This is a genomic window from Sphingomonas sp. JC676 (assembly GCF_014489075.1).
GTDB lineage: Bacteria > Pseudomonadota > Alphaproteobacteria > Sphingomonadales > Sphingomonadaceae > Sphingomonas.
In genome coordinates this window covers 38,382-64,233 of record NZ_JACTGR010000003.1, presented here as the reverse complement: position 1 = coordinate 64,233, position 25,852 = coordinate 38,382, and the positions used below count along the sequence as shown (strand labels likewise).

At 64.6% G+C, this 25,852-nt stretch carries 18 protein-coding genes; 9 read left to right on the top strand and 9 right to left on the bottom strand.

Features of this window, described 5'->3' with window-relative positions; all coding sequences use genetic code 11:
* Window positions 1-24 precede the first annotated feature (24 nt).
* From IAG41_RS10935 to IAG41_RS10900, 8 genes are all read left to right on the top strand, one after another.
* Window positions 25-1,701 (top strand): GMC family oxidoreductase, encoded by a 1,677-nt coding sequence (locus tag IAG41_RS10935; protein ID WP_187728687.1) that lies wholly within the window; start codon window positions 25-27, stop codon window positions 1,699-1,701.
* Between the two features lie 312 nt (window positions 1,702-2,013).
* A complete protein-coding gene (locus tag IAG41_RS10930) occupies window positions 2,014-4,407 on the top strand; it encodes a GH92 family glycosyl hydrolase (protein WP_187728686.1) in 2,394 nt (797 codons plus the stop codon).
* 7 nt (window positions 4,408-4,414) lie between these two features.
* Entirely contained in the window at window positions 4,415-6,364 is a 1,950-nt protein-coding gene (locus IAG41_RS10925; protein ID WP_262408615.1) for a glycoside hydrolase family 2 protein, read from the top strand.
* 242 nt (window positions 6,365-6,606) lie between these two features.
* Window positions 6,607-9,615, top strand: coding sequence for a TonB-dependent receptor (locus IAG41_RS10920; RefSeq protein ID WP_262408614.1), 3,009 nt, complete (start codon window positions 6,607-6,609; stop codon window positions 9,613-9,615).
* A gap of 152 nt (window positions 9,616-9,767) precedes the next feature.
* Complete coding sequence (locus IAG41_RS10915) at window positions 9,768-10,820, top strand: glycoside hydrolase family 43 protein (protein WP_187728684.1); 1,053 nt, start codon at window positions 9,768-9,770, stop codon at window positions 10,818-10,820.
* A gap of 85 nt (window positions 10,821-10,905) precedes the next feature.
* Window positions 10,906-13,230, top strand: coding sequence for a GH92 family glycosyl hydrolase (locus IAG41_RS10910; RefSeq protein WP_187729119.1), 2,325 nt, complete (start codon window positions 10,906-10,908; stop codon window positions 13,228-13,230).
* Between the two features lie 25 nt (window positions 13,231-13,255).
* Complete coding sequence (locus IAG41_RS10905; protein WP_187728683.1) at window positions 13,256-14,683, top strand: glycoside hydrolase family 125 protein; 1,428 nt, start codon at window positions 13,256-13,258, stop codon at window positions 14,681-14,683.
* Window positions 14,684-14,708: 25 nt separating this feature from the next.
* Window positions 14,709-17,030 (top strand): GH92 family glycosyl hydrolase, encoded by a 2,322-nt coding sequence (locus IAG41_RS10900; RefSeq protein WP_187728682.1) that lies wholly within the window; start codon window positions 14,709-14,711, stop codon window positions 17,028-17,030.
* Window positions 17,031-17,034: 4 nt separating this feature from the next.
* Here IAG41_RS10900 and IAG41_RS10895 read toward each other — a convergent pair whose 3' ends face one another.
* On the bottom strand, window positions 17,035-18,261 hold the full coding sequence (locus IAG41_RS10895; protein WP_187728681.1) for an ROK family transcriptional regulator: 1,227 nt from the start codon (window positions 18,259-18,261) through the stop codon (window positions 17,035-17,037).
* A gap of 50 nt (window positions 18,262-18,311) precedes the next feature.
* The gene (locus IAG41_RS10890; protein ID WP_187728680.1) at window positions 18,312-19,634 is read right to left on the bottom strand and encodes a sugar porter family MFS transporter; all 1,323 of its coding nucleotides are present in this window, start codon (window positions 19,632-19,634) and stop codon (window positions 18,312-18,314) included.
* A 163-nt stretch (window positions 19,635-19,797) separates the two neighbouring features.
* Here IAG41_RS10890 and IAG41_RS10885 point away from each other — a divergent pair, with 163 nt between their 5' ends.
* Window positions 19,798-20,754, top strand: coding sequence for an ROK family protein (locus IAG41_RS10885; protein WP_187728679.1), 957 nt, complete (start codon window positions 19,798-19,800; stop codon window positions 20,752-20,754).
* 208 nt (window positions 20,755-20,962) lie between these two features.
* Here IAG41_RS10885 and IAG41_RS10880 read toward each other — a convergent pair whose 3' ends face one another.
* From IAG41_RS10880 to IAG41_RS10850, 7 genes are all read right to left on the bottom strand, one after another.
* Window positions 20,963-21,670, bottom strand: coding sequence for a dienelactone hydrolase family protein (locus IAG41_RS10880; protein ID WP_187728678.1), 708 nt, complete (start codon window positions 21,668-21,670; stop codon window positions 20,963-20,965).
* A gap of 22 nt (window positions 21,671-21,692) precedes the next feature.
* Window positions 21,693-22,466, bottom strand: coding sequence for an SDR family oxidoreductase (locus IAG41_RS10875; protein ID WP_187728677.1), 774 nt, complete (start codon window positions 22,464-22,466; stop codon window positions 21,693-21,695).
* Entirely contained in the window at window positions 22,463-23,098 is a 636-nt protein-coding gene (locus tag IAG41_RS10870; RefSeq protein WP_187728676.1) for a glutathione binding-like protein, read from the bottom strand. The genes IAG41_RS10875 and IAG41_RS10870 overlap by 4 nt, the downstream gene beginning before the upstream one ends.
* Window positions 23,095-23,886 (bottom strand): sensor histidine kinase, encoded by a 792-nt coding sequence (locus IAG41_RS23465; RefSeq protein WP_187728675.1) that lies wholly within the window; start codon window positions 23,884-23,886, stop codon window positions 23,095-23,097. The genes IAG41_RS10870 and IAG41_RS23465 overlap by 4 nt, the downstream gene beginning before the upstream one ends.
* A gap of 116 nt (window positions 23,887-24,002) precedes the next feature.
* Window positions 24,003-24,467 carry a carboxymuconolactone decarboxylase family protein gene (locus tag IAG41_RS10860; RefSeq protein ID WP_187728674.1) on the bottom strand — a complete coding sequence of 155 codons (465 nt, stop codon included), beginning with the start codon at window positions 24,465-24,467 and terminating at the stop codon, window positions 24,003-24,005.
* A 47-nt stretch (window positions 24,468-24,514) separates the two neighbouring features.
* A complete protein-coding gene (locus IAG41_RS10855) occupies window positions 24,515-24,925 on the bottom strand; it encodes a hypothetical protein (RefSeq protein WP_187728673.1) in 411 nt (136 codons plus the stop codon).
* A gap of 47 nt (window positions 24,926-24,972) precedes the next feature.
* On the bottom strand, window positions 24,973-25,734 hold the full coding sequence (locus IAG41_RS10850; RefSeq protein ID WP_187728672.1) for an SDR family oxidoreductase: 762 nt from the start codon (window positions 25,732-25,734) through the stop codon (window positions 24,973-24,975).
* Window positions 25,735-25,852: the final 118 nt, after the last annotated feature.

Here is a 25,852-nt window from a genome sequence, read left to right as displayed (position 1 = left end):
CAGGAATCCCCGAGGAGGAAGATCATGGCTTCGACCAACAGGTTCGATGCAATCGTCATAGGATCGGGGGTCAGCGGCGGATTCGCCGCGAAGGAACTCACCGAAAAGGGTCTGCGCGTGCTGATGCTCGACCGCGGCATCATGGTCGAGCATGGCGAAGGCTATGCCTATGACGGGAAGCCGGCGTATGAGGTTCCGGCGCGCAACCAGATGCCGCCAGGGCTGATGGAGAGCGACTATTTCATCGCGAAGCACGGTTATGTCTCGCCGAGCAACCGGGCCTTCTACAATGACGACCGGTTGAACCCCTATGCCTTTGACGAAGGCAGCAAATTCTACTGGATCCGGCCCGCCGCGGTTGGCGGTAAATCGCTGATCTGGGGACGCTGGAGCTTCCGCTGGAGCCCCGCGGATTTCGAGGCGAACAAGCGCGACGGGGTCGATGGCGACTGGCCCATCCGCTACGACGACCTCGCCCCCTGGTACAGCTATGTCGAGAAATATATCGGCGTGTCGGGCTCGCGCGAGAACCTGCCCTATCTCCCGGACAGCGAATTCCAGCCGCCGATGCCGATGAACGTCGCCGAGAAGTGGCTCAAGCAGCGGCTCGAGACCCAGTTTCCCGGCCGCAAGCTCATCCATACCCGTCTATCGAACATGACCGAGGACAAGCCAGAGCAGAACCGGACGAAGTGCCAGTTCCGCAACCAGTGCGCGAACGGATGCTCGTTCGGTGCCTATTTCTCGACACAGGCGGTGACGTTGCCGGCCGCACGCGCGACGGGACGGCTGACGCTCCGGTCGGACGCGGTGGTGACGAATCTCGAATATGACGCCGCGAAGAAGCGCGTGACGGGCGTGCGGTTCATTGATGCGAAAACCGGGCAGGCGGAAGTGGTCAATGCCGGCCTGGTCTTCCTCTGCGCGTCGGCGATGGGGTCGAACCAGATCCTGCTGAATTCGCGGCCTGCCGGCAGCGGCCGCAGCCATTTCGACGCCAGCGGAACGCTCGGCAAATATGTGATGGATCACATATTCCGGGTGTCGATCGACGGCGATATACCGGGGATGGAGGAGTTCATCGAATATGGCCGCCGGCCGGGTGGCGTCTACATTCCCCGTTTCCGCAATATCGGCGGCGACGAGGGGGTAGGCTTCAAGCGCGGCTACGGCTATCAGGGCAGCGCCCGGCGAGACCCTGCCTCGCCGGTGGGGTTCGGCGCCTCGATGAAGCAGGGCATGCGCAAATATAGTGGTTGGAAGTTCGGGATGGGCGCGTTCGGCGAATGCCTTCCCTATGAAGACAACCACGTATCGTTGCATCCGGACAAGGTCGACCGCTTCGGTGTCCCGTTGATGCGCTTCGACGTGCGCTTCCGCGAGAATGAGCTGCGCATGATGGCCGATGCGCGCACCCAGGGCGAAGCGATGCTAAGGGCCGCTGGCCTGATGAACGTGTCGAGCACCGAGGACGAGCATGTGCCCGGCGACGCCATCCACGAAATGGGCGGAGCACGCATGGGTGCCGACCCTCGCTCCTCCGTCCTGAACAAATGGAGCCAGGCGCATGATGCCTCCAACCTGTTCGTCACGGACGGTGCGCAGATGGCATCTGTCTCCTGCGTGAACCCGTCTCTCACCTTCATGGCGCTGACGGCGCGGGCCGCCGATCACGCGGTCAAACAGCTCAGGAGCGGGTGAGGGCGGGGCGATTTCGCCCGTCCGATCCAACCTAGCGCCGCTCAGTCCCTCAATCACACGCCGTCCCGTTGCTTTCAGCGGGGCGGCGTTCGGCTGTTCGTGCTCGAGTCGTTCTGGCGCGCGCCCGAATCGGCGGTCGCTGTCAGTCGTAACCGGGCGGCGAAACCGCCCTGCGCTGGTGATTTGCGCTGTCGCCAGAGTTCAATTGACAAAATGGTTTATTTAATCAAATCTCCATCACGAAGACCGCCGGCAAGGCGGCATCGGGTGCGAATGCGGAAGCGCGTTCGCTCGCTATGAGCGGAGAGGAAAATGAAGGGTCCTTCGGGCGCATCGCGGCAATTCCAACGTTTCGGCCGTCGCGCGACTCGCCTGACGATCCTTGCGGGCGCGGCTTCGGCACTGGCGGGTGGCGCAGTGATCGCGCAAACCGCGGGACGCTCGACGGACGAGCGCGCCCCGGTGGATGCCGCCAACCCGCTGGTCGGCACCGCGCCGCTCGACAAGCCCGAATTCATCGGCAACGCGCCGCCCGCGGGTGAACCGCTTTATTCAGGCATCACCTCGCCGGGTGCGCGATTGCCGCACAGCGCGGTCGAGGCGGCGCCCGTCAACCTCAACGTCGAACTCAGCTACCCGTCGGGCGTTGCGACGCCCTATTACTACACCAATCCGACGATGATCGGCTTCACCGGCGGCGGCGGGCCCACCTATGGCGCGCGGGCCACGCCGATGCTGATGCCGGTGGTCGGCGACTGGACCGTGCCGCCGGCCTATACCGAAGCCTATTACGACAAGGCGCGCGAGACTGCCGCGCCGGGCTATTACTCGGTCTATCTCGACACCTTCAGGACCAAGGTGGAACTGACCGCCACCCAGGCGACCGCGCTGATGCGCTTCACCTTCCCGGCGACCGAGCGGGCGCATGTGATCCTCAACCTTCAGGGGCGCGGCGGCGAGGTCGAGGTGGTCGGCGATCACGTCGTGCGCGGTGTGGTGGCGCGGCATAACGACAATGATGCGCGCGACGGGCGCTATTTCGTCGCCGAGTTCTCCAAGCCGTTCAAGAGCTTCGGGACGTTCCGCAAGTCAGGCGGGGATGCGCGCGGCTATGGTATCGGTGACAAGGACGTCCTGCCCGATGCGCGCACGATCGAGGGCGGCTTCGCCGGCAGCTATCTCGACTTCACCACGCGCCAGGGCGAGACGGTGCTCGTCAAGATTGCGCACGGGCCGAGCTATGAAGCGGCCGAGCAGCGGCTGCGTGAGGAGAGCCCGGGCTGGGACTTCGATCGCATGCGCGGCGGGGCGCGTGCGGAATGGGCGAAGCTGCTCGACCGGGTGCAGGTGAGCGGAGGAACCGCCAAGCAGCGGATGCTGTTCTATTCGACGCTGTTCCAGTCCTTCGCCAGCCCGCGACTGGTCGCGCGCAAGGGCGAGCATTTCACCGACACGCGCGGGCAGACCCAGACCGCAACCCATGATCGCTACGGCCCGGTGCCGTTCTGGGATACGGGCCGCAACCAGATCGTCTTGCTCGAACTGCTCGAGCCCGAGCTGACCGCCGATGTGATGGCGTCCGAACTCGACATGGCGCGCGAGCGGGGGTTCATGAACACCTCGTTCCACGGCGACAATGCCGTGTTCCTGTATCTCGGCGCGATGCTGCGCGGCATTCCGTTCGACTATCCGGCCGCGTACGAATTCCTCCGCAAGAACGCCACCGATCCCAAGGGGCCGCGCGACTTCCTCGCGGAATATGACCGCAACGGCTGGATCGCGGACGAGATTCCCAAGGGCAATCCGAGCCCGCCTTATGCCGGCGGCAAGGCAGGCGCGGCGACCACGCTCGAATATGCCTGGGACGATGCGGCGATGGCCGATCTCGCGGCTCGGCTCGGCAAGCGCGACGATGCGCGGCTGTTCGCCAAGCGCGCGGGCAACTACCGCAACGTCTTCGACCCGTCGATCGGCTTCATCCGCGGCCGCACCGCCGATGGGAAATGGATCGCGCCGTTCGATCCGGCTGAGCCCTATTACAACTTCATGATGAAGGAGGCGTCGGGCTGGTCGACGCTGTGGCTGGTGCCGCACGACGTGCACGGACTGATCGACCTGCTCGGCGGCCGCGCGGCGTTCAATACCAAGCTCGACCAGTTCTTCTCGACGCCCTACGCGCCCAAGGGCATCTGCCGCGACTGCACCGGCGTGATCGGTCAATATGTGCAGGGCAACCAGCCCGATCAGCAGGCGCCCTATCTCTATGCATGGAGCGGCCAGCCCTGGAAGACGCAGGCGCTGGTGCGGCGGATCCTGCGCGATCTCTATGGCAGCGACGCGAGCGGCTATGGCTATCCGGGCATGGACGACCAGGGGGCGACCTCGTCCTGGTACGCGCTGAGCGCGCTGGGCTTCTACACGGTCGATCCGTCGAGCGACGTCTATGTGCTCGGTAGCCCGCTCTTCGATCGCTCGGTGCTCAAGATGGGCAATGGCAAGGCGCTGGAGATCGTCGCGAAGAACAACTCCGCGCAGAATCTCTACGTCCAGTCGGCCACGCTCAACGGCAAGCGCTGGACCAAGCCGTGGTTCCGCCATGCCGACATTGCCAATGGCGCGACTTTGGTGCTCACCATGGGGCCGAAGCCGAACCCGGCCTGGGGCAGCGCGCCGGCCGATGCACCTCCCTCGTTGTCGCGGCGCTGAGGTAGCAATGATGCGCAACGCCGTCCTGGCCTTGATGCTCTCCTCCGCCTGGACGGGGTGCGCGGCCGCGCAAGAGACGTCCCCGGCGCCCGCCCAGCGCGCGGACTCGGTCTATACCGGCGCGATCATGACCCGTTGGGGCAAGGCGGTGACGCCCGACAATGCCTGGCGCGGCTATCCGCGTCCGCAGCTCGAACGCGCCAAGTGGCAGAATCTCAACGGCCTGTGGGATTATGCGATCACCAAGGCCGCCGCGCCCATGCCGACACAGATGGACGGCAAGATCCTGGTGCCGTTCGCGGTGGAATCCCGTCTTTCCGGCGTGGCGCGAAAGGTGCTTCCCGACGACCGCATCTGGTATCGCCGCAGCTTCACCGTTCCGGCCGACTGGGCCGGGCAGCATGTGATGCTCAATTTCGGCGCGGTCGATCATGCCGCACATATCTGGGTCAACGGCGCCATTGTCGGCGCGCATGAAGGTGGCTCGGACGCGTTCGGCCTCGACATCACCGAATATCTGCGGCCCGGCGCGAACGAACTGGTTGTGCAGGTCGCCGATCCGACCAGTGCCGGGAGCCAGCCGCGCGGCAAGCAGATCCTCGATCCGGACGGCATCTGGTACACCCCGGTCAGCGGCATCTGGCAGACGGTGTGGATCGAGCCGGTGCCGGCGCTTTACATCGCCGACGTCCGCGCGACGCCCGATATCGATCGCGGCAAGGTGGAAGTCGATGTCGCGCTGAGCGGCTGGGCGAAAGACACCGATGCGGTGCGGCTCAGCGTGCGCTCGGGCAACAAGACGATCGCCTCGACGACCATGCGCGCCAACCGCCATGCGAGCCTCAGCGTGCCCGCGGCGCATCTCTGGTCGCCCGAGGATCCGTTCCTCTACGACCTCGTCGCAGAGCTGGTGACGGTACGCGATCCCTATGCCGGCAAGCCCGAGCGCAACCGCGTCGCCTATGACGCGCGCTTCACGCAGGGCGAAGTCGAGACCTATGCCGCGGCGCAGGTCGAAGGGCAGCCGCGTGACCGGGTGAACGCCTATTTCGCAATGCGCAAGATTTCGGTGGGGCCGGGCAAGGTGACTGGCCAACCGGCGCTGCTGCTCAACAACAAGCCCTATTTCCAGAACGGCACGCTCGACCAGGGCTGGTGGCCCGACGGGTTGCTGACCCCGCCGTCCGAAGCGGCGATGCGCCACGATCTGGAGTTCCTCAAGAAAGCGGGCTTCAACATGGTCCGCAAGCACATCAAGGTGGAGCCGGCGCGCTATTATTACGACGCCGATCATCTCGGCATGCTGATCTGGCAGGACATGCCGTCGGGCGGCGGCGAAGACCAGTTCGTCACCGGTACCAGCCAGAGCCAGGCGGTGCTCTCGTCCGACGTGATGGCCGAGCAGCAGAACGAGCTGGCGCACATGATCGGCGACCTCAGGGCATTTCCGTCGATCGTGATGTGGGTCGTCAACAATGAGGGCTGGGGACAATATGATTCCGCCACCCTCGCCCGTTACGTGAAAGGAATGGATCCCAGCCGGCTCGTCAATGCCGACAGCGGCTGGCTGGACGTCGCCCCCGGGGTCTCCGACGTATTCGACATCCATACTTATGAGGACGTACCGCACACCCCGGCACACCAGAGCGGGCGCGCGATCGTGCTCGGCGAATATGGCGGCGTGGGCTGGCCGATCGACGGCCATCTGTGGCGCAGCGACAAGCGCTGGAGCTACCAGGTCACCACTGACCCCAAGGACTATCTCGCCCGCTATCGGCGCAAGTTCGACGAGGTCGTGCGCCAGGCCCGGGAGAACGGCCTCAGCGCCTCGGTCTACACCCAGACGACCGATGTCGAGGGCGAGGTCAACGGGCTGCTGACCTATGACCGCGAGGTCGCGAAGGCGCCGGCGGAAGCGTTCCGGCGCATGGCGGCACCCTTATGGGAAGATCGCTGATGCGCAGGACCTTTCCGGGCGGTGAAGGGCGTGCGGGGCCCTAATCGGGGCCGGCTCGGGCTTTTGGACACGAGCCAGCAACGGGCTGCCGGGAAGCCGTCACCACTGGCCGGGAATACAATTGACAATTTGCTTTTAATATTATGACGTCGAACCCGCCGGATGGCAGGGGAAAACATAACCGGGCCGGACAAGGCCCTATTTGGAGAGGGAGACAGGGGATGACCCTTCAGGAGATTTCAATGCCGGCCAGCCGCGCTCGGCTGCTGCGCGAACTGCTGGCTTCGGCGAGCATCGTCGTGGCGCTGGGCGGCGTGGCGCACGCGCAGCAAGCGCCGGACGTCGCGACCACCACGGTTCAGCAGGATGCGGCACCAGCGCAACAGGATGCGACGCAGGCCCAGCAGGACGAAGCGACGCAGGCCGGCGACATTGTCGTCACCGGCTACCGCCAGTCGATCGAGCAGAGTCTGTCGCGCAAGCGCGAGGCCAATGCATTCGTCGATGTGATCACCGCCGAGGATGTCGGCAAGTTTCCCGACAAGAACGTTGCCGACTCACTGCAGCGCGTGCCGGGCGTCATCATCGATCGCGACGGCGGCGAAGGGTCGCGGGTCAGCATCCGCGGTCTCAGCTCAGACCTGACGCTGACCGAATTGAACGGCAATTTCATCGCCTCGGCCGATTCCGGCGACCCGTCGCGCTCGTTCAATTATCTGTTGCTGCCATCGAACCTGATCGGCCGCGTCGAGGTGTTCAAGTCACCCGAGGCGCGGCTCGATGAGGGCGGTGTCGGCGGCGTCATCATCAATCACACGCGCAAGCCATTCGATCTCGAGCCGTGGTCGGGCAACGTCCAGGCGGAAGGTTCCTATGCGGACGTGTCAGACAAGATCGAGCCGAGCGTCTCGGGCCTGATCTCCTGGCACAACAAGGACAAGACGTTCGGCGTCCTGGTCGGCGCGACCTATCAGGAGCGCACCAACCGCACGCTTGGCGCCAGCACCGAGAGCTGGCACTGGTGGGCCGACGACTCCGCTGCGACGCCGGCGACCGACATTCACGGCAACACCTATTCGAACAACGACGCGATTTCCTATTGGGACGGTGGCACGACCACGCAGGGCGGCACGCACTATAACGGCTATTGGGCGCCGCAATCGGTGGACGAAACGGTCTTCGTCCAGAAGCGCAAGCGGCTCGGCATCCAGGGGACCGTGCAGGCGCGGCCGTTCGACAATCTGGAGCTCACCGCCAATTATTTCCGGTTCCAGCTGGACGGCAACAACGTCAACAACGTGGTCAAAATCCCCGAATGGGGATATGGCAACTTCTTCACCGGCGCGAAGTTCGATCCCAGCGGCACCATCCTGCAATCGGCCACTTTCCAGGTACCGGCCGAAGGCACCGGCTGCCGCGACGTGACCACGAATCCCTCGCCGTGCACGATGGAGACGCCGGCGCTGCAGAGCTATTATGCGCGCGAAAAGAGCGTCTCCGATACCTTCGACCTGCATGGCGACTGGACGGTCGGCCGGCTGAATGTGAACTTCGCGGTGGGCAAGACCCGCGCCACCGGTGGCCCGTCGTTCCAGTTCTTTGCGCAGGCCAAGCCGCGCAAGGTGACCGGCACCGGCGCGGCGGGCAACGTCAACGGCAATACGTTGAGCCAGTGGACGTTCACCGATCAATCGGCGGCGATGCAGTTCTCACCGGATCTGCAGCAGAATCTGATGAATGGCATCTCGCAGATCGATCTGGGTTCGACCGGCTCGGGATTCACCAACAGCTCGATCGAGCAGACCTACGCCCAGGTCGATGTTACGCGCCATTTCGACAGCTTCATCGACTCGATCCAGGTCGGCGCCAAATGGCGTGACGGGCGTGTTCATCGCGAGACGGGACGGTACGAATGGTATTCGGATGCGGCCAACACGCTGCGCTATCAGGATACCGCCGGCGCTGCGGTCACGCGCCCGGAATTCTTCCTGAGCAATCCGATCGGCAACATCGCGGGCGGCTTTACGACGAACGTGTTCCCGGCGTTCAACATGAACAATTACCTGGCTTATCTGAATTCGACCTATAACGGGCCGGTTCGTGTTCCGGAGCCGGAGAATGTCTACAACATCAAGGAGCGGATCTGGGCGGGATACGGCCAGATCAACTTCAAGACCGACAACATCCGTGGTAATATCGGCGTCCGCGTCGCCAGCACCAAGCAGAGCGGTGTGTCTACCGACGTTCTTTATTATGAGAACGACTATTGCGTTAACACCAACGGCGATCCGTTCATACCGCCGCCGGTCGGCCCGGATGGAAACTGCCTCGTGCTTCCGCAAAATCAGCGAGAAGTGAAGGTATTCAGCCAGAACAACGAGTCGAAGAACTACACCGACGTCCTTCCGAGCTTCAACATCGCGTGGGAAGTGACGCCGAATCTTCTGCTTCGCGGGGAAGTCTCGAAGGTGATCGCCCGTCCCGGCTACGGCGATCTTGCCGGTGCGCGCTCGCTGACCTTCAATTCCGATGCGTTCGTCTATGACCGCGCGCAGTTCGGCGCGTTGCCGGGCTGGTTCGGCAACGGCGGAAATTTCGATCTGAAGCCGTTCAACGCCTGGCAATATGATGTCGGCGTGGAATGGTATTTCCACCGCGGTTCGGTCATCGGCGCGACGGCGTTCCGCAAGGACGTGCACGACTTCATCGTGCCGGTGGTGATCGATCTCGTGCAGGACGTCGCCGGCCAGCCCGTGACGGTGCAGCAATATGCGACGCAGGCCAACGGCTCCAGCGCGGTATCGCAGGGTGTCGAACTCTATGCCCAGCACACGCTGGACTTCGGGCTCGGCGCCCAGGTGAACTTCACCTATAACGATACCTCGCAGGCCGACGTCTCGTTGAACGGCGCGAACATCGGCAAGTCGGCGCTGGTCGGCAGCGCCAAGACGCAGATCAACGCCTCGATATTCTACGAGCATGGACCGGTGCTGCTGCGCGCGTCGTACAACCGTCGCGGCGAGAAAGTGGAAGGACTGCAATCGGGTCTGAACGTTTACGACGACCCCTACGAGCAGGTCGATCTGAACGGGGCCTTCAATATCATGAAGAACCTGCAGTTGACCGCTTCGGTCATCAACCTGACCAAGTCGGAGCAGCGCCAGCACCTCGGCAACGACACGAAGGATCGGTTTATCTCGAACGTTTATTCGGGTCGCCGCTTCTACATGGGGCTGTCGTTCAACTTCTGACCTGAACCCATGAGTCAGCCCCCTGACTCAGGAGGTGGTCCTTCCCCCCCGGGGCCACCTCCACCACTTTTGAAACAGGCCGGTATCGTTCGGCCGCCCGGCTCGGTATCCATCGAGCCGGGCAGCACGACCAAGTGGAGCACAGGCTTAGCATGAGGAAAGTCCGGGCCGCATTGATTGCCGCGGTCGCTGTCGTCGGCGCCGGCGCCGCCTTTGCGAGCAATCCGATCGTTCCCGGCTGGTATGCCGATCCCGAGATCCGCGTGTTCGGCGGACGCTACTGGATCTATCCGACCTATTCCGACGATTACGGGGCGCCCGACGTCTCGCGGCAATTCACGCCCGAGCAGCAGGCGATGCGCAAGCAGAAGACGGTGCGCCCGTCCTATGTCCAGCAGACCTTTTTCAACGCCTTTTCCTCGCCGGACCTGGTCCACTGGACCAAGCACGAGCATGTGATCGATGTCGCGGACATCCCCTGGGCGGGCTATGCGGTCTGGGCGCCTTCGGTGATCGAGCGCGAGGGACGCTACTACATGTTCTTCGGCGCCAACGACATCCAAAGCGACAAGGAACTGGGCGGGATCGGTCTGGCGGTGGCCGACCGGCCCGAGGGCCCGTTCAAGGACGCGCTGGGCAAGCCGCTGATCGGCGCCTTCCACAACGGCGCGCAGCCGATCGACCCCTTCGTCTATCGCGACGACGACGGGCAGGTATATCTCTATTATGGCGGCTGGCAGCACTGCAACGTCGTGCGGCTGAGCGCGGACATGCGCTCGGTGATCCCGTTCCCGGATGGCAGCACCTATAAGCAGATCACGCCGCCCGGCTATGTGGAGGGCTCGTTCCTGATCAAGCGCAACGGCGTCTATTACCTGATGTGGTCCGAAGGCGGCTGGACCGGGCCGGACTATAGTGTCGCCTATGCGATGGGGCCGAGCCCTACGGGTCCGTTCAAGCCGATGGGCAAGATCCTGCAGCAGGACTTCCGCATCGCGCGCGGGGCGGGCCATCATTCGGTGGTCAATGTACCCGGCACCGATGACTGGTACATCGCCTATCACCGCCGCCCGCTCGGCGACGACAAGGGCGAGCATCGCCAGATGGCGATCGACCGCATGGTCTTCGCCGCCGACGGCACGATCAGGCCGGTGGTGATGACCAAGGAGGGCGTCGCGGCGCGGCCCATCGGCGGACGCAAATGATCCGGGCGGAGTGCCCATTTCGAATTTCAGGGGGAGACCTGCGTTGAACAACCGTTTTGTCCAAACGCTGCGCCGCGGCGTCGCGATGCTTGCGATCACCGGCCTGTGCCTGCCGACGCCGCTGCTGATCGCCCAGGCGAACGCGCGCGAAGCGGCGCAGCCGGCGGAATCGCTCGCCGATCTGGTCAATCCGCTGATGGGGACCGACTCGAATTACGAGCTTTCCTACGGCAACACCTATCCGGCGGTGGCCGTGCCCTGGGGCATGAACTTCTGGACGCCGGTGACCGGCAAGCCCGGCAGCGGCTGGGGCTATATGTACGATGACCTGAAGATCAACGGCATCAAGCAGACCCACCAGCCCAGTCCCTGGATGAACGACTATGCCGCCTTCGCGCTGTTCGCGGAGACGGGGCCGCTCAAGCTGAAGGAAGAGGAGCGGGCGAGCTGGTACAGCCACAAGGCGGAGGAGAGCCGGCCGTACCGGTACCAGATCTATCTCGCCGACTATGACGTGACCGCCGAGGTGACGCCGACCAACCGTGCCGCGCAGTTCCGCTTCACCTTCCCCAAGAGCGACGACGCGCACATCCTGCTCGACGGGTTGGCCGGTGGATCGATGGTCAAGATCGAGCCCGAGAAGCGGCGGATCATCGGCTATGTCCGCAACAATCACGGCGGCGTGCCCGAGAATTTCCACAATTATTTCGTCGCGGAATTCGATCACGATTTCACCGTCACCCGCACCTGGGACGACAATTGGCAGCTCTCGGCCGATCTGGCGCGCGAAGGCGGCCATGTCGGCGCGGTGGTCAGCTTCAAGACGCGCGACGGCGAACAGGTCGGGGTGAAGGTCGCCTCGTCGTTCATCAGCCCCGAACAGGCCGAGCGCAATCTCGCGAGCGAGATCGGCGGCGACAGCTTCGCCGCGACCGAGGCCAAGGCCAAGGCGGCGTGGGAGAGCGAGCTCGGCCATATCCAGGTGAGCGACCCCAGCATCGACAATCGCCGCACCTTTTATTCGGCGATGTACCGCATGCTGCTGTTCCCGCGCATGTTCCACGAGGTCGATGCGCAGGGAAAGACCGTCCATTACAGCCCCTATGACGGCAAGGTGCATGACGGCCCGCTGTTCACCGACAACGGATTCTGGGACACTTGGCGCGCGGTATTTCCCTATTTCGCGCTGGTCCGTCCCGATCTCGACAGCCAGATCATGCAGGGCCTCGCCAATGCCTATAAGGAGGGCGGCTGGCTGCCCGAATGGATGAGCCCCGGCCAGCGCGACGTGATGATCGGCTCCAACTCGACCAACATCATCGCCGACGCCTATCTTAGCGGCGTGCGCGGCTTCGATGTCGAGACGCTCTACGAGGCGATGGTCAAGAACGCGACGACGTCCGAGGGGCGGCCCAGGGACAAGAAGGGCAATGTGCTGAGCGCGGTCGGCCGCGAGGGCGTCGAGTGGTACAACAAGCTCGGTTATGTACCCTATGATGTGGGCATCAACGAGAATGCCGCGCGCACGCTCGAATATGCGACCGCCGACTTCTCGCTGTCGCGTCTCGCCGCGGCGCTCGGCAAGACCGAGGATGCGAAGAAATACGCGGCGCAGGCGCAGAATTACCGCAAGCTCTACGATGCCCAGTCGGGCTGGATGCGGGGGCGCAACAAGGACGGCAGCTGGATGACGCCGTTCAACCCCTATGCCTGGGGCGATGCGTTCACCGAAGGCAATGCGCTGCACTATAGCTGGTCGGTGATGCAGGATGTGCAGGGCCTGATCGACCTGATGGGCGGCGACGCGAAGTTCACCGACCGGCTGGACTCGATCTTCACCCAGCCGCCGGTCTTCGACGACAGCTATTACGGCCAGGTGATCCACGAGACGCGCGAGATGCAGATCGTGAATATGGGCCAGTATGCCCATGGCAACCAGCCGATCCAGCACATGATCTACCTCTACGACTGGGCGGGCCAGCCCTGGAAGGCGCAGGCGCACGTCCGTGACGTGATGGCGAAGCTCTATTCGGCGACGCCGGACGGCTATCCGGGCGATGAGGACAATGGCCAGACCTCGGCTTGGTATGTCTTCTCGGCGCTGGGATTCTATCCGGTGACGCCGACGGTCGGCCAATATGCGATCGGCAGCCCGTTGTTCCGCTCGGTCCGGGTCAAGATGCCAGGGGGCAAGGTGCTGACGATCGAGGCGGCGAACAACTCCGCGAAGAACGTCTACGTCCAGTCGGTCACGTTCAACGGCAAGCGTCATGACAAGCCCTGGCTTTCGCGCGAGGCGCTGCAGGCCGGCGGCACGCTGCGCTTCGTGATGGGACCGACGCCCAACAAGCAATGGGGCAGCGCCAAGGCGAACGCGCCCTTCTCGATCAGCGCGCCGGCAGCGCGCTGATCGCAACGAGGAACAGGAGAGCGCCATGAATCGTCGCGAAGTAATGGCGGGGGCCGGTGCGATCGCCGTTTCGGCGGCGCTGCCGAACCGGGCGCTGGCAGCCGACCCGTTCGTCTCGAAGCGTCCGCCGGTCAGAGCGCGTCGCGTCACCAGCAAGGCCGTCGAGGCCGAGATCAAGGCGGTGCAGGCGAAGATCGCCGACCCCGAACTCGCCTGGCTGTTCGAGAATTGTTATCCCAACACGCTCGACACCACGGTCAAGCTCGGCACAATCGACGGCAAGCCCGACGCCTTTGTCATCACCGGCGACATCGACGCGCTGTGGCTGCGCGACAGCTCGGCGCAGATGCAGACCTATGTGCATCTCGCGGGCAAGGACGCCGATCTGCGCCGGGTCTTCCAGGGGCTGATCCAGCGCCAGGCGCGCTGCATCCTGATCGATTCCTACGCCAACGCCTTCATGGAGGATCCGAACGCCAGATCGAGCCTCTCGGCGGTCAATGACAAGACTGACATGAAGCCCGGCGTCGCCGAGCGGAAATGGGAAGTGGATTCGCTCTGCTACACCATGCGCCTCGCGCACAGTTACTGGACCGCGACGCGCGACAAGACGCCGTTCGACGCGCTCTGGGCGCAAGGCGCGGCGCGTGCCGTCGCCACCTTCCGCGAGCAGCAGCGCAAGGACGGGCCGGGGCCCTATCATTTCCAGCGCATCGATCCGTCGCCGACCGAGACACTGATGTTCGGCGGCCTAGGCGCACCGACGCGCAAGGTCGGGCTGATCCACTCGATGTTCCGGCCTTCGGACGATGCCTGCGTGCTGCCGTTCCTGATCCCGTCGAACCTGTTCGCCGTGTCGGCGCTCAGGATGCTGGCGCAGGTGCACAACGAGGCGCGGGGCGATGCCGCGGCAGCGCGGGACTGCCTGGCGCTCGCCGCCGAGGTCCAAGCCGCGCTCGATGCGCATGGCAAGATGCCGGACGGGCGGGGCGGCGAGGTCTGGGCCTATGAGGTCGACGGCTATGGCAACGCCATCTTCATGGACGACGCCAATGTGCCGAGCCTGTGCGGGCTCGCGCTGCTCGGCGCCGCCGATCGGAATGACCCATTGTTCCGCCGGAGCGCGGCGCTCGCATGGAGCAGGCGCAATCCCTATTTTTTCGAAGGCTCGGCGGCGCAGGGCATCGGTGGCCCGCATGTTGGCATGGACATGATCTGGCCGATGTCGATCGTCGTCCATGCCCGCAACAGCGACGACGATGCGGTGATCCGGCAATGCCTGCACTGGCTCAAGGCGACGCATGGCGGCACCGGCTTCATGCGCGAGAGCTTCCACAAGGACGATCCGGCGAAGTTCACGCGGAGCTGGTTCGCCTGGGCGAACGGCTTGTTCGGCGAGTTGATCCTCGATGTCGCGAAGCGCAAACCGGCGCTGCTCGCCGAGCGTTTCTGACCATAGAACAGGAAGAGAGGGGGCCATGATCACCGCAAGCCGTCGCCAATTGCTGGCCGGTACGGGGCTTGCCGCGCTTGGCGGCGCGATGCCCGGGATTGCGCGCGCGCAGTCGGTCGAGACGGGCAAGCCGGACCTGTTCATCGGGACCGGCGGGCATGGTCACACCTATCCGGGCGCGTCGCTGCCCTTCGGCATGGTGCAACTCGGTCCCGATACCGACAATACGCGCTGGGATGCCTGTTCGGGCTATCACCGCAGCGATACCTCGATCATGGGCTTCTCGCACACGCACCTGTCGGGCACCGGCATCGGCGACATGCTCGACGTGCTGGTCGTGCCGACGCGCGGGCCGCTCGAGCTGGAACCGGGCCCGCTTGCGGATCCGGACAAAGGCTATCGCCAGCGCTTCTCCGAGGAACATGCCGAGCCCGGCTATTATCGGGTCCTGCTCGAATCCGGCGTGCGCGCCGAGCTGACCGTTACCGAGCGCACCGGGCTGCACCGCTATCGCTTCCCCAAGGGTCCCGGACATATCCTGATCGACCTTGCCCATATGATCCTCGACGTGTGGGACAAGGGCACGATCATCGACAATGCCTCGCTCGCTTTGGACGCGGACGGGATGCTCACCGGCAGCCGCCGCGTGCACCGCTGGGCCAAGGGTCGGCAGATCCATTTCGCGATGCAGTTCTCGCGCAAACCGGATCGGGTGCAGTTCTTTGGTGACGGCAACAAGCTCGCTGCCGCGCACGGCAGCAGCGTCACCGGTAACAAGCTGAAGGTTGCATTGTTCTTCGACGATGCCGGCGGCGAGCCGATCCTGATCCGCACCGGGATCTCGGCGATCGACGTGGCGGGCGCGAAGGCAGCACTGGCAGCGGAAACGTCGAATCGCACGTTCGACGAGGTGCGCCGCGCCGCGCGCCGGCGCTGGTCGAAAGAGCTCGATTGCGTCCGCGTCGCGGGCGGGACGGAAGCGCAGCGCACGATCATGGCGAGCGCGCTCTATCATTGCTTCCTCGCGCCGACGCTCTTCACCGACCGCGACGGCCGCTATGTCGGGCTCGATCGCCAGGTCCATCAGGCGGCGGAGGACGCGCCGGCGTTCAGCACCTATTCGCTGTGGGACACCTATCGCGCGCTCCACCCACTGCTCACTTTGGTCCAGCCCGAGCGTGCGGCGATGTTCACGCGGGATCTGGTGCGCCAGACCCAGCAGAGCCCCTACGGCCCGCCGGTCTGGCAGCTCCAGGGCGTCGAGACCGGCTGCATGATCGGCTGGCACTCGGTTTCGGTAATGGCGGAAGCCTGCGCCAAGGGGATCCAGGCTGATTATGCCGCTGCCTGGCCCAATATCCGGCGCCGCGCCTTCGACCGCACCTACCAGGACAGTGACGGCTCGCTCGGCCGCGGCTATTATTACGATCTCGGCTATATCCCCGCCGACAAGATCTGGGAGTCGGTGAGCCGCACCCAGGAATATGCCTATGACGACTGGGCGATGGCGGTGCTCGCCGAAGCGGCGGGCGCGAAGGAGGATGCCGCGGCGCTGCGCAAGCGCAGCCTGAACTATCGCAATGTGCTCGATCCCACGATCCGTTTCGCGCGCCCGAAATTCTCGGACGGCAAATGGTGGGCGCCCTATGACCCGATCCAGATCGGCCACCAGCCCGACAAGTATCGCGACTATACCGAGACGAACGGCTGGCAGGCGACCTTCCTCAATCAGCACGATGTTCACGGCCTGATCGAATGGTTCGGTGGCGACGCCGCGTTCGAGAAGAAGCTCGACGCTCTGTTCAACGCGCCGTCGACGCTCCCGGCGAACGCGCCGCCCGACATCAGCGGACTGGTCGGCCAATATGCGCACGGCAACGAGCCCGATCAACACGTCGCCTATCTCTATGCCTATGCCGGCGTCCCGTGGAAGACGCAGGCGATGGTGCGCCGCCTGCTCACCGAAATGTACAAGGACGATCCCGACGGGGTGATCGGCAACGACGATTGCGGGCAGATGAGCGCCTGGTTCGTGCTCAGCGCGCTCGGCTTCTATCCGGTCGATCCAGTAAGCACGATCTACGTGTTCGGCTCGCCACTGTTCGATCGCGCTGAAGTCGCGCTCGGCGACGGGCGCGAACTTCGCGTGATCGCGCGTGGCAATGCGCCGGACCGGCCCTATGTGCAGTCGGTGACGTGGAACGGCGAGCCCTGGACGCGCAACTGGATCTCGCACGCCGATCTGGTGCGGGGCGGCGAACTGGTGTTCGAGCTGGGGGCGAGCCCGTCGCGGTTCGGCGCAGCAAAGGCGGACAGGCCGCCCTCGTTCGGCAGGACTCCGGCCTAGCGGGCTAGGCCGGGTCGATCACCGCGTCCGGGCTGCCCTGCGCCTTCCACAGAGCGCCGGGCTTGGGCAGCAGGAAGTGGCTGAACGGCAGGATCGCCGCGCCGACTGCCGGCGCATCCTCGGATAGTGCCGCGCGTGTGACCGGCGCGACCGCCGGCAGCAGCGGCGCCCGCTCGCGCATCAACGCATCCGTCCGCGCGGCGAGCGCGTCGAGCTGTGCGGTTGGCAGGCGGCCGCCGAGCAGGATCGCGGCGGGATTGATCAGGCAGTTTACCGCGTCGAGTGCCACGGTGAGTTCCTGCGCGGCGCGCTCGATCCAGTCGTCGAGGCACGCCTGTACCCCGGCATCGGGCTTGGCCCGCATCACATCGGACAGGGCATAGCCCTGTTTCTCGAGGCACCGGGCAAGGCCGGAAAGCGACACTAAAGTCTGGATCTGCTCGCCGGCGGCAGCGCCCGACTGGGGCACCCGCATGAAGCCGAGTTCGCCGCTGCGGCCGTCGGCCCCGCGGATATAGGAGCCATCGACCACGAGGCCCCCGCCAAGGCCGGACGAGAGCAGGATGTAGAAGAAGCTGTGATTGTTCTGGCCATGGCCGAGCTGCATCTCGCCCATCGCGGCGGCGGTGGCGTCGTTCTCGACGAAGACCGGCAGGTCGAACGGCTCATCGAACAGTGCCGATATGTCGATATTTTCCCAGGTGGCATAGTTCGCGGGGCGGCCGGGCAGATCGACGAGCCCGAGATCGTCGGGCACGGCGACGCCGAGACCGACGACTTTCCCGACATCGACATTCGCCTTGCGCAGCATGTTGCGGATCGACCGGCGATACAGGGCGCGGACCTGGGCCGGGAGTGCGAAATCGACTTCCTCGAAGACGCGCATGAGCGTCTCTCCCGAGAAGTCCACCAGCACGATCGTGATATGGTCGCGGTCGATATTGACGCCGATCGAATAGCAGGCGTCGCGCTTGACGATCAATTTGGTCGGCGGCTGTCCGCGCCCGCCGCGGCGCTGGCCGGCTTCCTCGATCAGGCCATCCTGCAGCAATCGCTTGGTGATGTTGGCGATCGCCGGCCCGGTGAGGCCGGTGACCCTTGCCAGCTCGACGCGGGTGAGCGGCCCGAGCACTCGCACCGCGTGGAGCGTCACGCGCTGGTTGTGATCGGCGGCGCGCTCGAGATTGGTACCGGAAAGGCGCGGGCGCGCACCGGAACTGCGGCTGGTCATGTCGGGCTTATCTCCGTTGCGGTGCAGGTCGCTGCGTGCAGGCGGGCCATTCACTTCCTCTCGTAGGTCCCTTCCAGCCGCTCTAGCGAGACGCCGCGCGTTTCGGGGAAATATCTCCAAACTACGACAAATTGTACCAGCATCGCTGCCGCGAACAGCCAGAATGGCAGCGCCTGGGTATATTGTGCCACTATGGGAAATCCGAAGGCGAGCAGCGCATTCATGCCCCAATGGGTCGCGCTGCCGATCGCCTGGCCCCGCGCGCGTACTGCGGTGGGGAATATCTCTGAGAGATAGACCCAGATCACTGCGCCCTGCGACACAGCGAAGAACAAGATGAACAGGATGAGCGCCGGCAGCAGGAGCATCTGTCCGCGGCCCAGGGTGTAGATGAGCGCCACTGCGGCGAGGGCGAACGCGGTGCCGGCCGCGCCGATCAGCAGCAGCGGCTTGCGTCCGATCCGGTCGATTACCGCCATGCCCAGCAACGTGGCGAGAAGATTGGCGAGGCCAATCGCCACCGCCTGGAGGTCTGCGGACACCGCGCTGAACCCCGCGGCCGCGAAGATGTCTCCCAGATAGTAGAGGATCGCGTTGATACCGGAGAGCTGGTTGAACAATGCGAGCGCGATCGCGAGAAGGATCGAGCGCCTATGAAACCTCCAGTCGAGCCGATCCCGGGCGCTCGAGGTCGTGGCACCGAATTGGGCAAGCAGGCGATCGGGGGCGCCCATCGAAAGCTTGAGAATAGCATCTTTTGCCTCTGCGACGCGGCCGTGTTGCGCAAGCCAGCGCGGGCTGTGCGGAATGCGCAGCAGCATCGCGAAGAAGATCACCGCTGGAACTGCGGCGACCGCGAACTTCAGCCGCCAGGCAAGGTCGCCCTCGATCGCGCGCGCGATGAGGAAATTGCTGACATATGCCGCAAGGATTCCGACGACGATGCTGAGCTGGAACAGACCAACCAGCTGCCCGCGTCGTTCGGCCGGGCTCACCTCGGCGATATAGACCGGTGCTAGAACGGAGGAGCCACCTATTGCCAGTCCGCCGATGAAGCGAAACGCGACGAGCATCGCTAGTCCATTGCTCGCCGCCGACCCGATCGCCGAGACGATATAGGCGAGGGCAATCCAGTAGAGCATGGTGCGGCTGCCATAGCGGTCGCCGGGCGGGCCTGCGCCGAGCGCTCCGATCAGCGTGCCGACCAGTGCGGCGGAAACTGCCGCGCCGAGCTGCGCGGCACTGAGGCCGAAGGTGCCGCGCAGCGCCTCGGTGACGCCGGCAATCACTGCAGTGTCGAAGCCGAACAGCAGCCCGCCGAGACTGGCTGCGACGATGGCCGATCGATTGAACGCTCTGGTTTGCGCTTCCATCGCAGTTCCCCTCTCCTGTGATTGAATTATACAAATTGAAATATTAATGCCAGCCAGAAGGGTGACAAGCGGCCTACGGTCGATATGCGCCGGATAACGGTCGGGAGGACAGGATGCACGGGTTGGTTGGCGTTCGGATGTCGATGCGGGCTCTGCCGGCGTGATGGCTCGTGATGGCGAGACGCGGCTGCGTGCTGGCATCGAACTGGGAGGCACCAAATGCGTCTGCACTCTGGCGCGCGGTCCCAGAGAGATACTTGATCAACGGACGGTGCGCACCACCCGGCCCGACGAAACGCTGCCGGCGATCCTGGCGATCCTCCAGGAATGGCATGCGGCACGCGGTTTTGCTGCGCTGGGCATCGCTTCCTTTGGTCCGCTCGAACTGGACTCCAGCTCTTCCCGTTTCGGCCAGATCCTGGCGACGACCAAAGCGGCTTGGCCCGGCACCGATGTACGCGGCATTCTCTCCGCGCCTTTCGCCGTCCCAGTCGGCTTCGATACCGATGTGAATGGTGCCGCGCTTGCCGAAATTGCATGGGGCTGCGCGAAAGGGATTGACGATTTTGCCTATGTCACGGTGGGCACCGGGGTGGGCGTCGGGCTGGTCGTACATGGCCTGCCGACACGCGGCATCGGCCATAGCGAACTCGGCCATATCCGCGTCCCGCGTCTGCCTGGGGACGACCAGCCGAGCTTTTGCCGCTTCCATGACGATTGCGTCGAGGGGCTCGCGTCGGGATCGGCGCTCGTGCTGCGGCTCCGCGGACGGTCGGTGGGCGATGTCGATCCGGACGATCCGGTCTGGGAGCCGGTCGTGCATACTCTGGCTGCCATGTGCCACGCGATCGTGTGTGCGACTGGCCCGCACCGCATCGCACTCGGCGGCGGGGTGGTCGCTGGCCAACCGCATCTGCTCGAGAAGATCGAGGCTAAGCTCATTGCCAGCCTCAATGGCTATATGCGGTTGCCCGACACGACCCCGTACATCGTTGCGCCGGCGCTCGGGGACAGAGCGGGGCCACTCGGTGCTATCGCCGTCGCCGATCTCGCGCTCGCTCGCGAAGGCGGGGTCGGACCGGATCTGCGCCGGGGAATGATCGCTGAGGATAGCCGCTGACGCCCTCACGATTTCGCCGCGCGAATATCGGCACCGTTTCTCGACGCGTTCCCCGACATCTGCATCGGGTGAATCCCAAAAAATCTTGAATCGCGCGCCGACCGACGCGGCGCAGTCGGTCGGCTCGGCACGCTTGCCTTCTCGAAGAGGTCGGTGCCGAACTTAGCTGCGACCCTTGCTTGATTGGAATGCGGCCGCCTGCGAGTGCCTAGACTGCGCTCGAACGCAAATGATCCCGGAGAAACTGCCAGCTGCGGCCGTTGGCCAAGGCGGCGGCATCGGCGTCGTAGTGAAGGCCGCCGTGCCGGGCGAAAGCATGGGCGCAGCCCGGATAGCTGTAGATCTCGACATTCGGCCGGCCGGCAAGCGTCGCCTTGATCTGCGCCTGCGCCGCCTTGGGAATGAACTCGTCCTCTTCGGCCAGATGCATCAGCATCGGCGCCGAAATCCGGCATGCCTCGTCGAGATACTTGTCGGTCTCCGCGCCATGATAGGCGACCGCGGCGTCGATGCGCTCCCGCGCCGCGGTGAGAAAGGTCATCAGGCCGCCAAGGCAGAAACCCAGTAGGCCGACCTTGCCGGTGGTTCCTTCCAATGCGCTCGCAGCGCGCACCGTGGCGGCGATGTCGTGGACAGCCGTGTCGCGGTCGAATGCGGCATAGAGCTTCTGCGCCTTCTGCCAGTCGGCATCGGTCGTCACGTTCAGGTCGACCCCGGGCTCCAGTCGCCAATAGAGATCGGGGCACAGGGCGACGAAGCCCTGTGCTGCGAGTTCGTTGCAGGTCTGGCGCATGTCGGCGTTGACGCCGAACGCTTCGTGCAGGACGACGACGGCAGGCGCCATCGGCTGGTCCGGCCGCGCAATATAGGCGTCGAATGCGCCGTCGTCGGTCTGGATCGAGATTTGGCTCGGCATTGAATTCTCCATGATGCGACGGTCAGTCCGCCGAGGACGTCGACCATTTCGGTTGCAGGCTGTTGCGCAGCCAATCCTCGAATCTGAGCGAGGCGATGCGGGCGTCCGGGCCCGGGAGAAGCGCCCGCTCCGTAAGCTCGGCGCCGAAATAACGGGCGTGGACATCGGCCACGACGTGGCGACCGTCTTCGAAAGCGGTCGCGATTTCGGTCGCGACATAGTCGAGATGGAACTGCTCGGGACCCGCTATTTCCAGAGTGGCGTTGAACGCGTCGCTGAACACCGCGTCCGCCAGCGCGTCGGCGATGTCCTCGCCCGCGATCGGCTGCACCAGGGCGGGCGATATCGGGATTTCGCGCGCCGTGCCGTCCTGTACCACGTCCCGGATGAACTCGAAGAACTGGGTCGAGCGCAGGATCGTGAACGGAATTCCCGACGCCTTGATCAGGTCTTCCTGGATTTTCTTTGCACGGAAATAGCCGATGGAAAGGAGCCCATCGATGCCGACGATCGAAAGCGCGATGTGGTGCCGGACGCCCGCTGCGCGGCCGGCGGCCAGGAGGTTGCGGCCCGAAATCTCGAAGAACCGCATCGCGTCCGCACCGTCGAGCGAGGGCGAGTTCGAGACGTCGACGACGATCTCGGCGTCGGTCAGCGCCTCGGCCAGCCCGACCTCGGTGACGGTGTCGACCCCGACGGTCGGCGAGGCCGCGAAGACCCTACAGTCCTCCTGGCGCAGATTGCTGACGAGTTTCTCGCCAATGCGGCCGGTGCCGCCGATGACCACGATCTTCATGTCAGTGCCTCGAAGGATGTGATGTCGATTGCTGCCGGCCGGCCGTCGGGCAGCCCCTCTTCGGCAAGTGCCCGGCGCACGGTCTCGCGTTCGGCGACGCGCTCGAAATAGGCATGCATGTCGGGCGACATCCGCACGCCGAACCCGTGCGCCCAGCGTAGCATGACGAAGAGATAGGCGTCGGCCACGGTGAAGCGCGGACCGAACAGATAGAGTTCGTTGATCCGTTCGGAGATGACGTCCAGTCGCCTGGCGACCGCTTCCCCGGCTGCGGCCTTCTCGTCCTCGCTTGCGTCGTGGAAATAGGGCTTGAAGGCGATGTGCAGTTCGGTCGAGAGGTAAGAGAGGATCTCGAGCAATCGGGTGCGTCCCAGCGGCCCTCCCGGGGCAAGCTTCGGTTCGCGATCGGCGATCAGCTCCAGGACAGCGACATTCTCGGTTACCGTATCCCCGTCGTCGAGCACGAGCATGGGGACATAACCGCCCCGGGGATTGAGGGCGTTGAAATCATATCCCTGCTCGGTGAATTTCGTTTTGAGATCGACCCTCTCGAATTCGGCTTCGAGCCCGGCTTCGTGAAGCGAGATGCGGCCTGCAAGGCTACATGCGCCCGGTGAGTAATAGAGCTTCATCGATCTGACTCCTCTCGATTGAATTCTGTCCGGCCAGTCGGGTCGGTTTCGGCAGTCGGGGCGGTCGCGGGCAGCCGCAGCGTGACGATCGTGCCGATTCCGAGCTCGCTCTCGATGGCGATTTCCCCTCCCGCATCGCGGACGAAGCGTTCGACCATCGGCAAGCCGATTCCGCCGAGGCCGTCCCGCTTGGTCGTGAAGAAGGGATCGAAAGCGCGCGCGACGATTGCGGGCGACATACCGAGGCCATTGTCTGCGACGTTGATCTCGACTCCCGCCGCGACGGCCCCGCGCCATATCGTCCGCGCCTGGATCGAAACGATACCGGTTCCGGCCACCGCGTCGCGCGCGTTGAAGACGAGGTTCAGAACGGCCCTGCGCAAGCCGACAGGATCGCAGGGCAGTATCGGCAGCTTCGGCTCGGCATCTATTTCGAGGGTGAGCCCGGGCTCACCTATTCCCTCGATCAGCATCGCGACGTCCACGAGACATGCCGCCACATCCGTTTCTACAACGCAACGCGCGCGGTCGCGAATGTCGCCGATCGTCTGCCGGACGATCGCCCCCGCCTGATCCAGCGAAGCCATCGCGCGGGCCAGCACGGGTCCCGAGTGAATCGCGGGCATATCCGGCGCGCGGGCGACGATATTGATCGCCGAAGCCGCGATCTGGATCAGGTTGCCCAGGTCGTGGACGGTTCCGGCCACGGACATGGTGGAAAACCCGTTCGGCCGGCCGGCACCATCTTTCCGGCCTGGGGGTCCGTGATCGGTCGCGTCGAAAACCACGGGATCCGCGGTGCCCGGTGCGTGGAAGGTCTGGAGCGGCTTCATTGGTTTTCCATTGCGAAATGGGATGCGAGGCACGCCGGAGGGGAGGCAACGTACCTCGCATCCACCGCCGGTCAGGCAGCCACGGCCGCCGGCGTTTCGACCGGATGCGCGGCGCGAAGGCCGATCTGCACGCGGTTCCAGAGATTGATCGCGCCGACCAGCAGCGTCAGATAGGCGATCTCCGTCTCGTTGAACTGGCTCTGCAGCAGCGCATAGTCGGCATCCGGTGCGTGGGTCTTGGCGATCCGCGTCAGGGACTCGGTCCAGTTGAGGGCGGCGCGCTCGCGGTCGGTGAACAGCGACGACTCGCGCCAGCCGTCCAGCATGTGGAGGCGCATGTTGCTCTCCCCGTTCTTGATGGCATCCGCGACGTGCATGTAGATGCAATAGGAGCAGCCGTTCATCTGCGAGGCGCGCAGCCGCACCAGTTCGAGCAGGCTGTGCTCGATGCCGCTTTTTCCGATGGCGGCCTCGACGGCGACCATCGCCTTCGAGCCTTCGGGCGCGGCCTGGAAGATGTTCATACGGGGGGTCATGGTCTTCTCCTGCAAGTGGGGAACCGATGGTTCCATGGGGGAATTGGCTAGATGGCTGCGCGTCCGGCATGGCGATCGCGGATCGCCCAGAGGCTCAGCGCCACTCCGATGAGCGCCGGAAGCGTGACGGCGGCAAAATCGCGAGCCAGCGCCGACGGTCCGCAGATGCCGACGGCGACTTCCCAGAAATGGAACAGCGCGTGGCAGCAGAGCCACACCGTCGCCGCGGTCCAAAGGACGACGCGAAACTCCGGGCGGAACGCGCCGATCAGGAATGCCGTGCCCAGGAACACGAAGATGATGCCGATATCGCGCAGGAAATGCTGGTTAAACGGCCCGGTGGTCGTGACGCCGGGTACCGCGAAATACCAGTTGGCGGGCGATACGAGCATGAAGAAGCCGTTCGCCAGGGCGAGGAGGCCGAGCACGATCGCGGTTATGATGCAGGTCTGCTTCATTTTATTCGGATCCTTCGCTGTGCGGATTGCGGTGAAGGCGCCCCGGTTTACCTCTTCGGCGGCGGCGGAACGTTGGCGAGCCACCAGTCGAAGCTGGTGCTGCCCAGGCGAGCATCCGGACCCGGCATCAGCGAGCTGTCGTCCAGCCGCACCCCGAAATAGAGCGCCTCCGGATCAGCGATCACCTTGTGCGGGTCCTTGTCATAGTCGAGCACGCGCGCGACCAGCTCATCGATGCGGAAACTGTCGGGACCGGCGACTTCGCGGGTGCCGTTGAGGGGCGGGGCGAGCGCGGCTTCCGCGACTGCGGCGGCGACGTCCTGTGCAGCCATGGGCTGAAAGCGCGCAGGAGATAGCCGGACGGTGTCGCCCTCGATCGCCGATTGCGCGATTCCGCGGAGGAATTCGAAGAACTGCGTCGCGTGGATGAGCGTGTAGGGGATCGCCGAAGCCTTGATCAGCTGTTCCTGGGCGAGCTTGGCGCGAAAATAGCCGCTGTCCTGCAGCCGTTCGGTGCCGACGACTGAAAGCGCCAGGTGATGACGCACCCCGGCGGCTTTCTCGGCTGCGGCAATGTTGCGGCCCGCCGTCTGGAAGAAATCCATCGCGGGCTGCGCGTCGAATGAAGGCGAGTTCGAGACGTCGACGACCACCTCCGCGCCCTCCAGCGCCTTGGCGAGGCCCTCGCCGGTGAGAGTATCGACACCGGTGTTCGGTGCGGCGGCGAACACATCATGACCTTCCCGGCCCAGCGACGCGACGACCTTCGAACCGATCAGCCCGGTTCCGCCAATGACGACGATCTTCATGCTTGCTACCTCTCGCGACGTTTCAGGAACGAGGGCGAAAATCGCGCAGACCGGTGTCCGACCGCCATCGTACGGAGGGCTGCGCCTCGCCAACCAAATGACAGGCAAACCTCGCCTT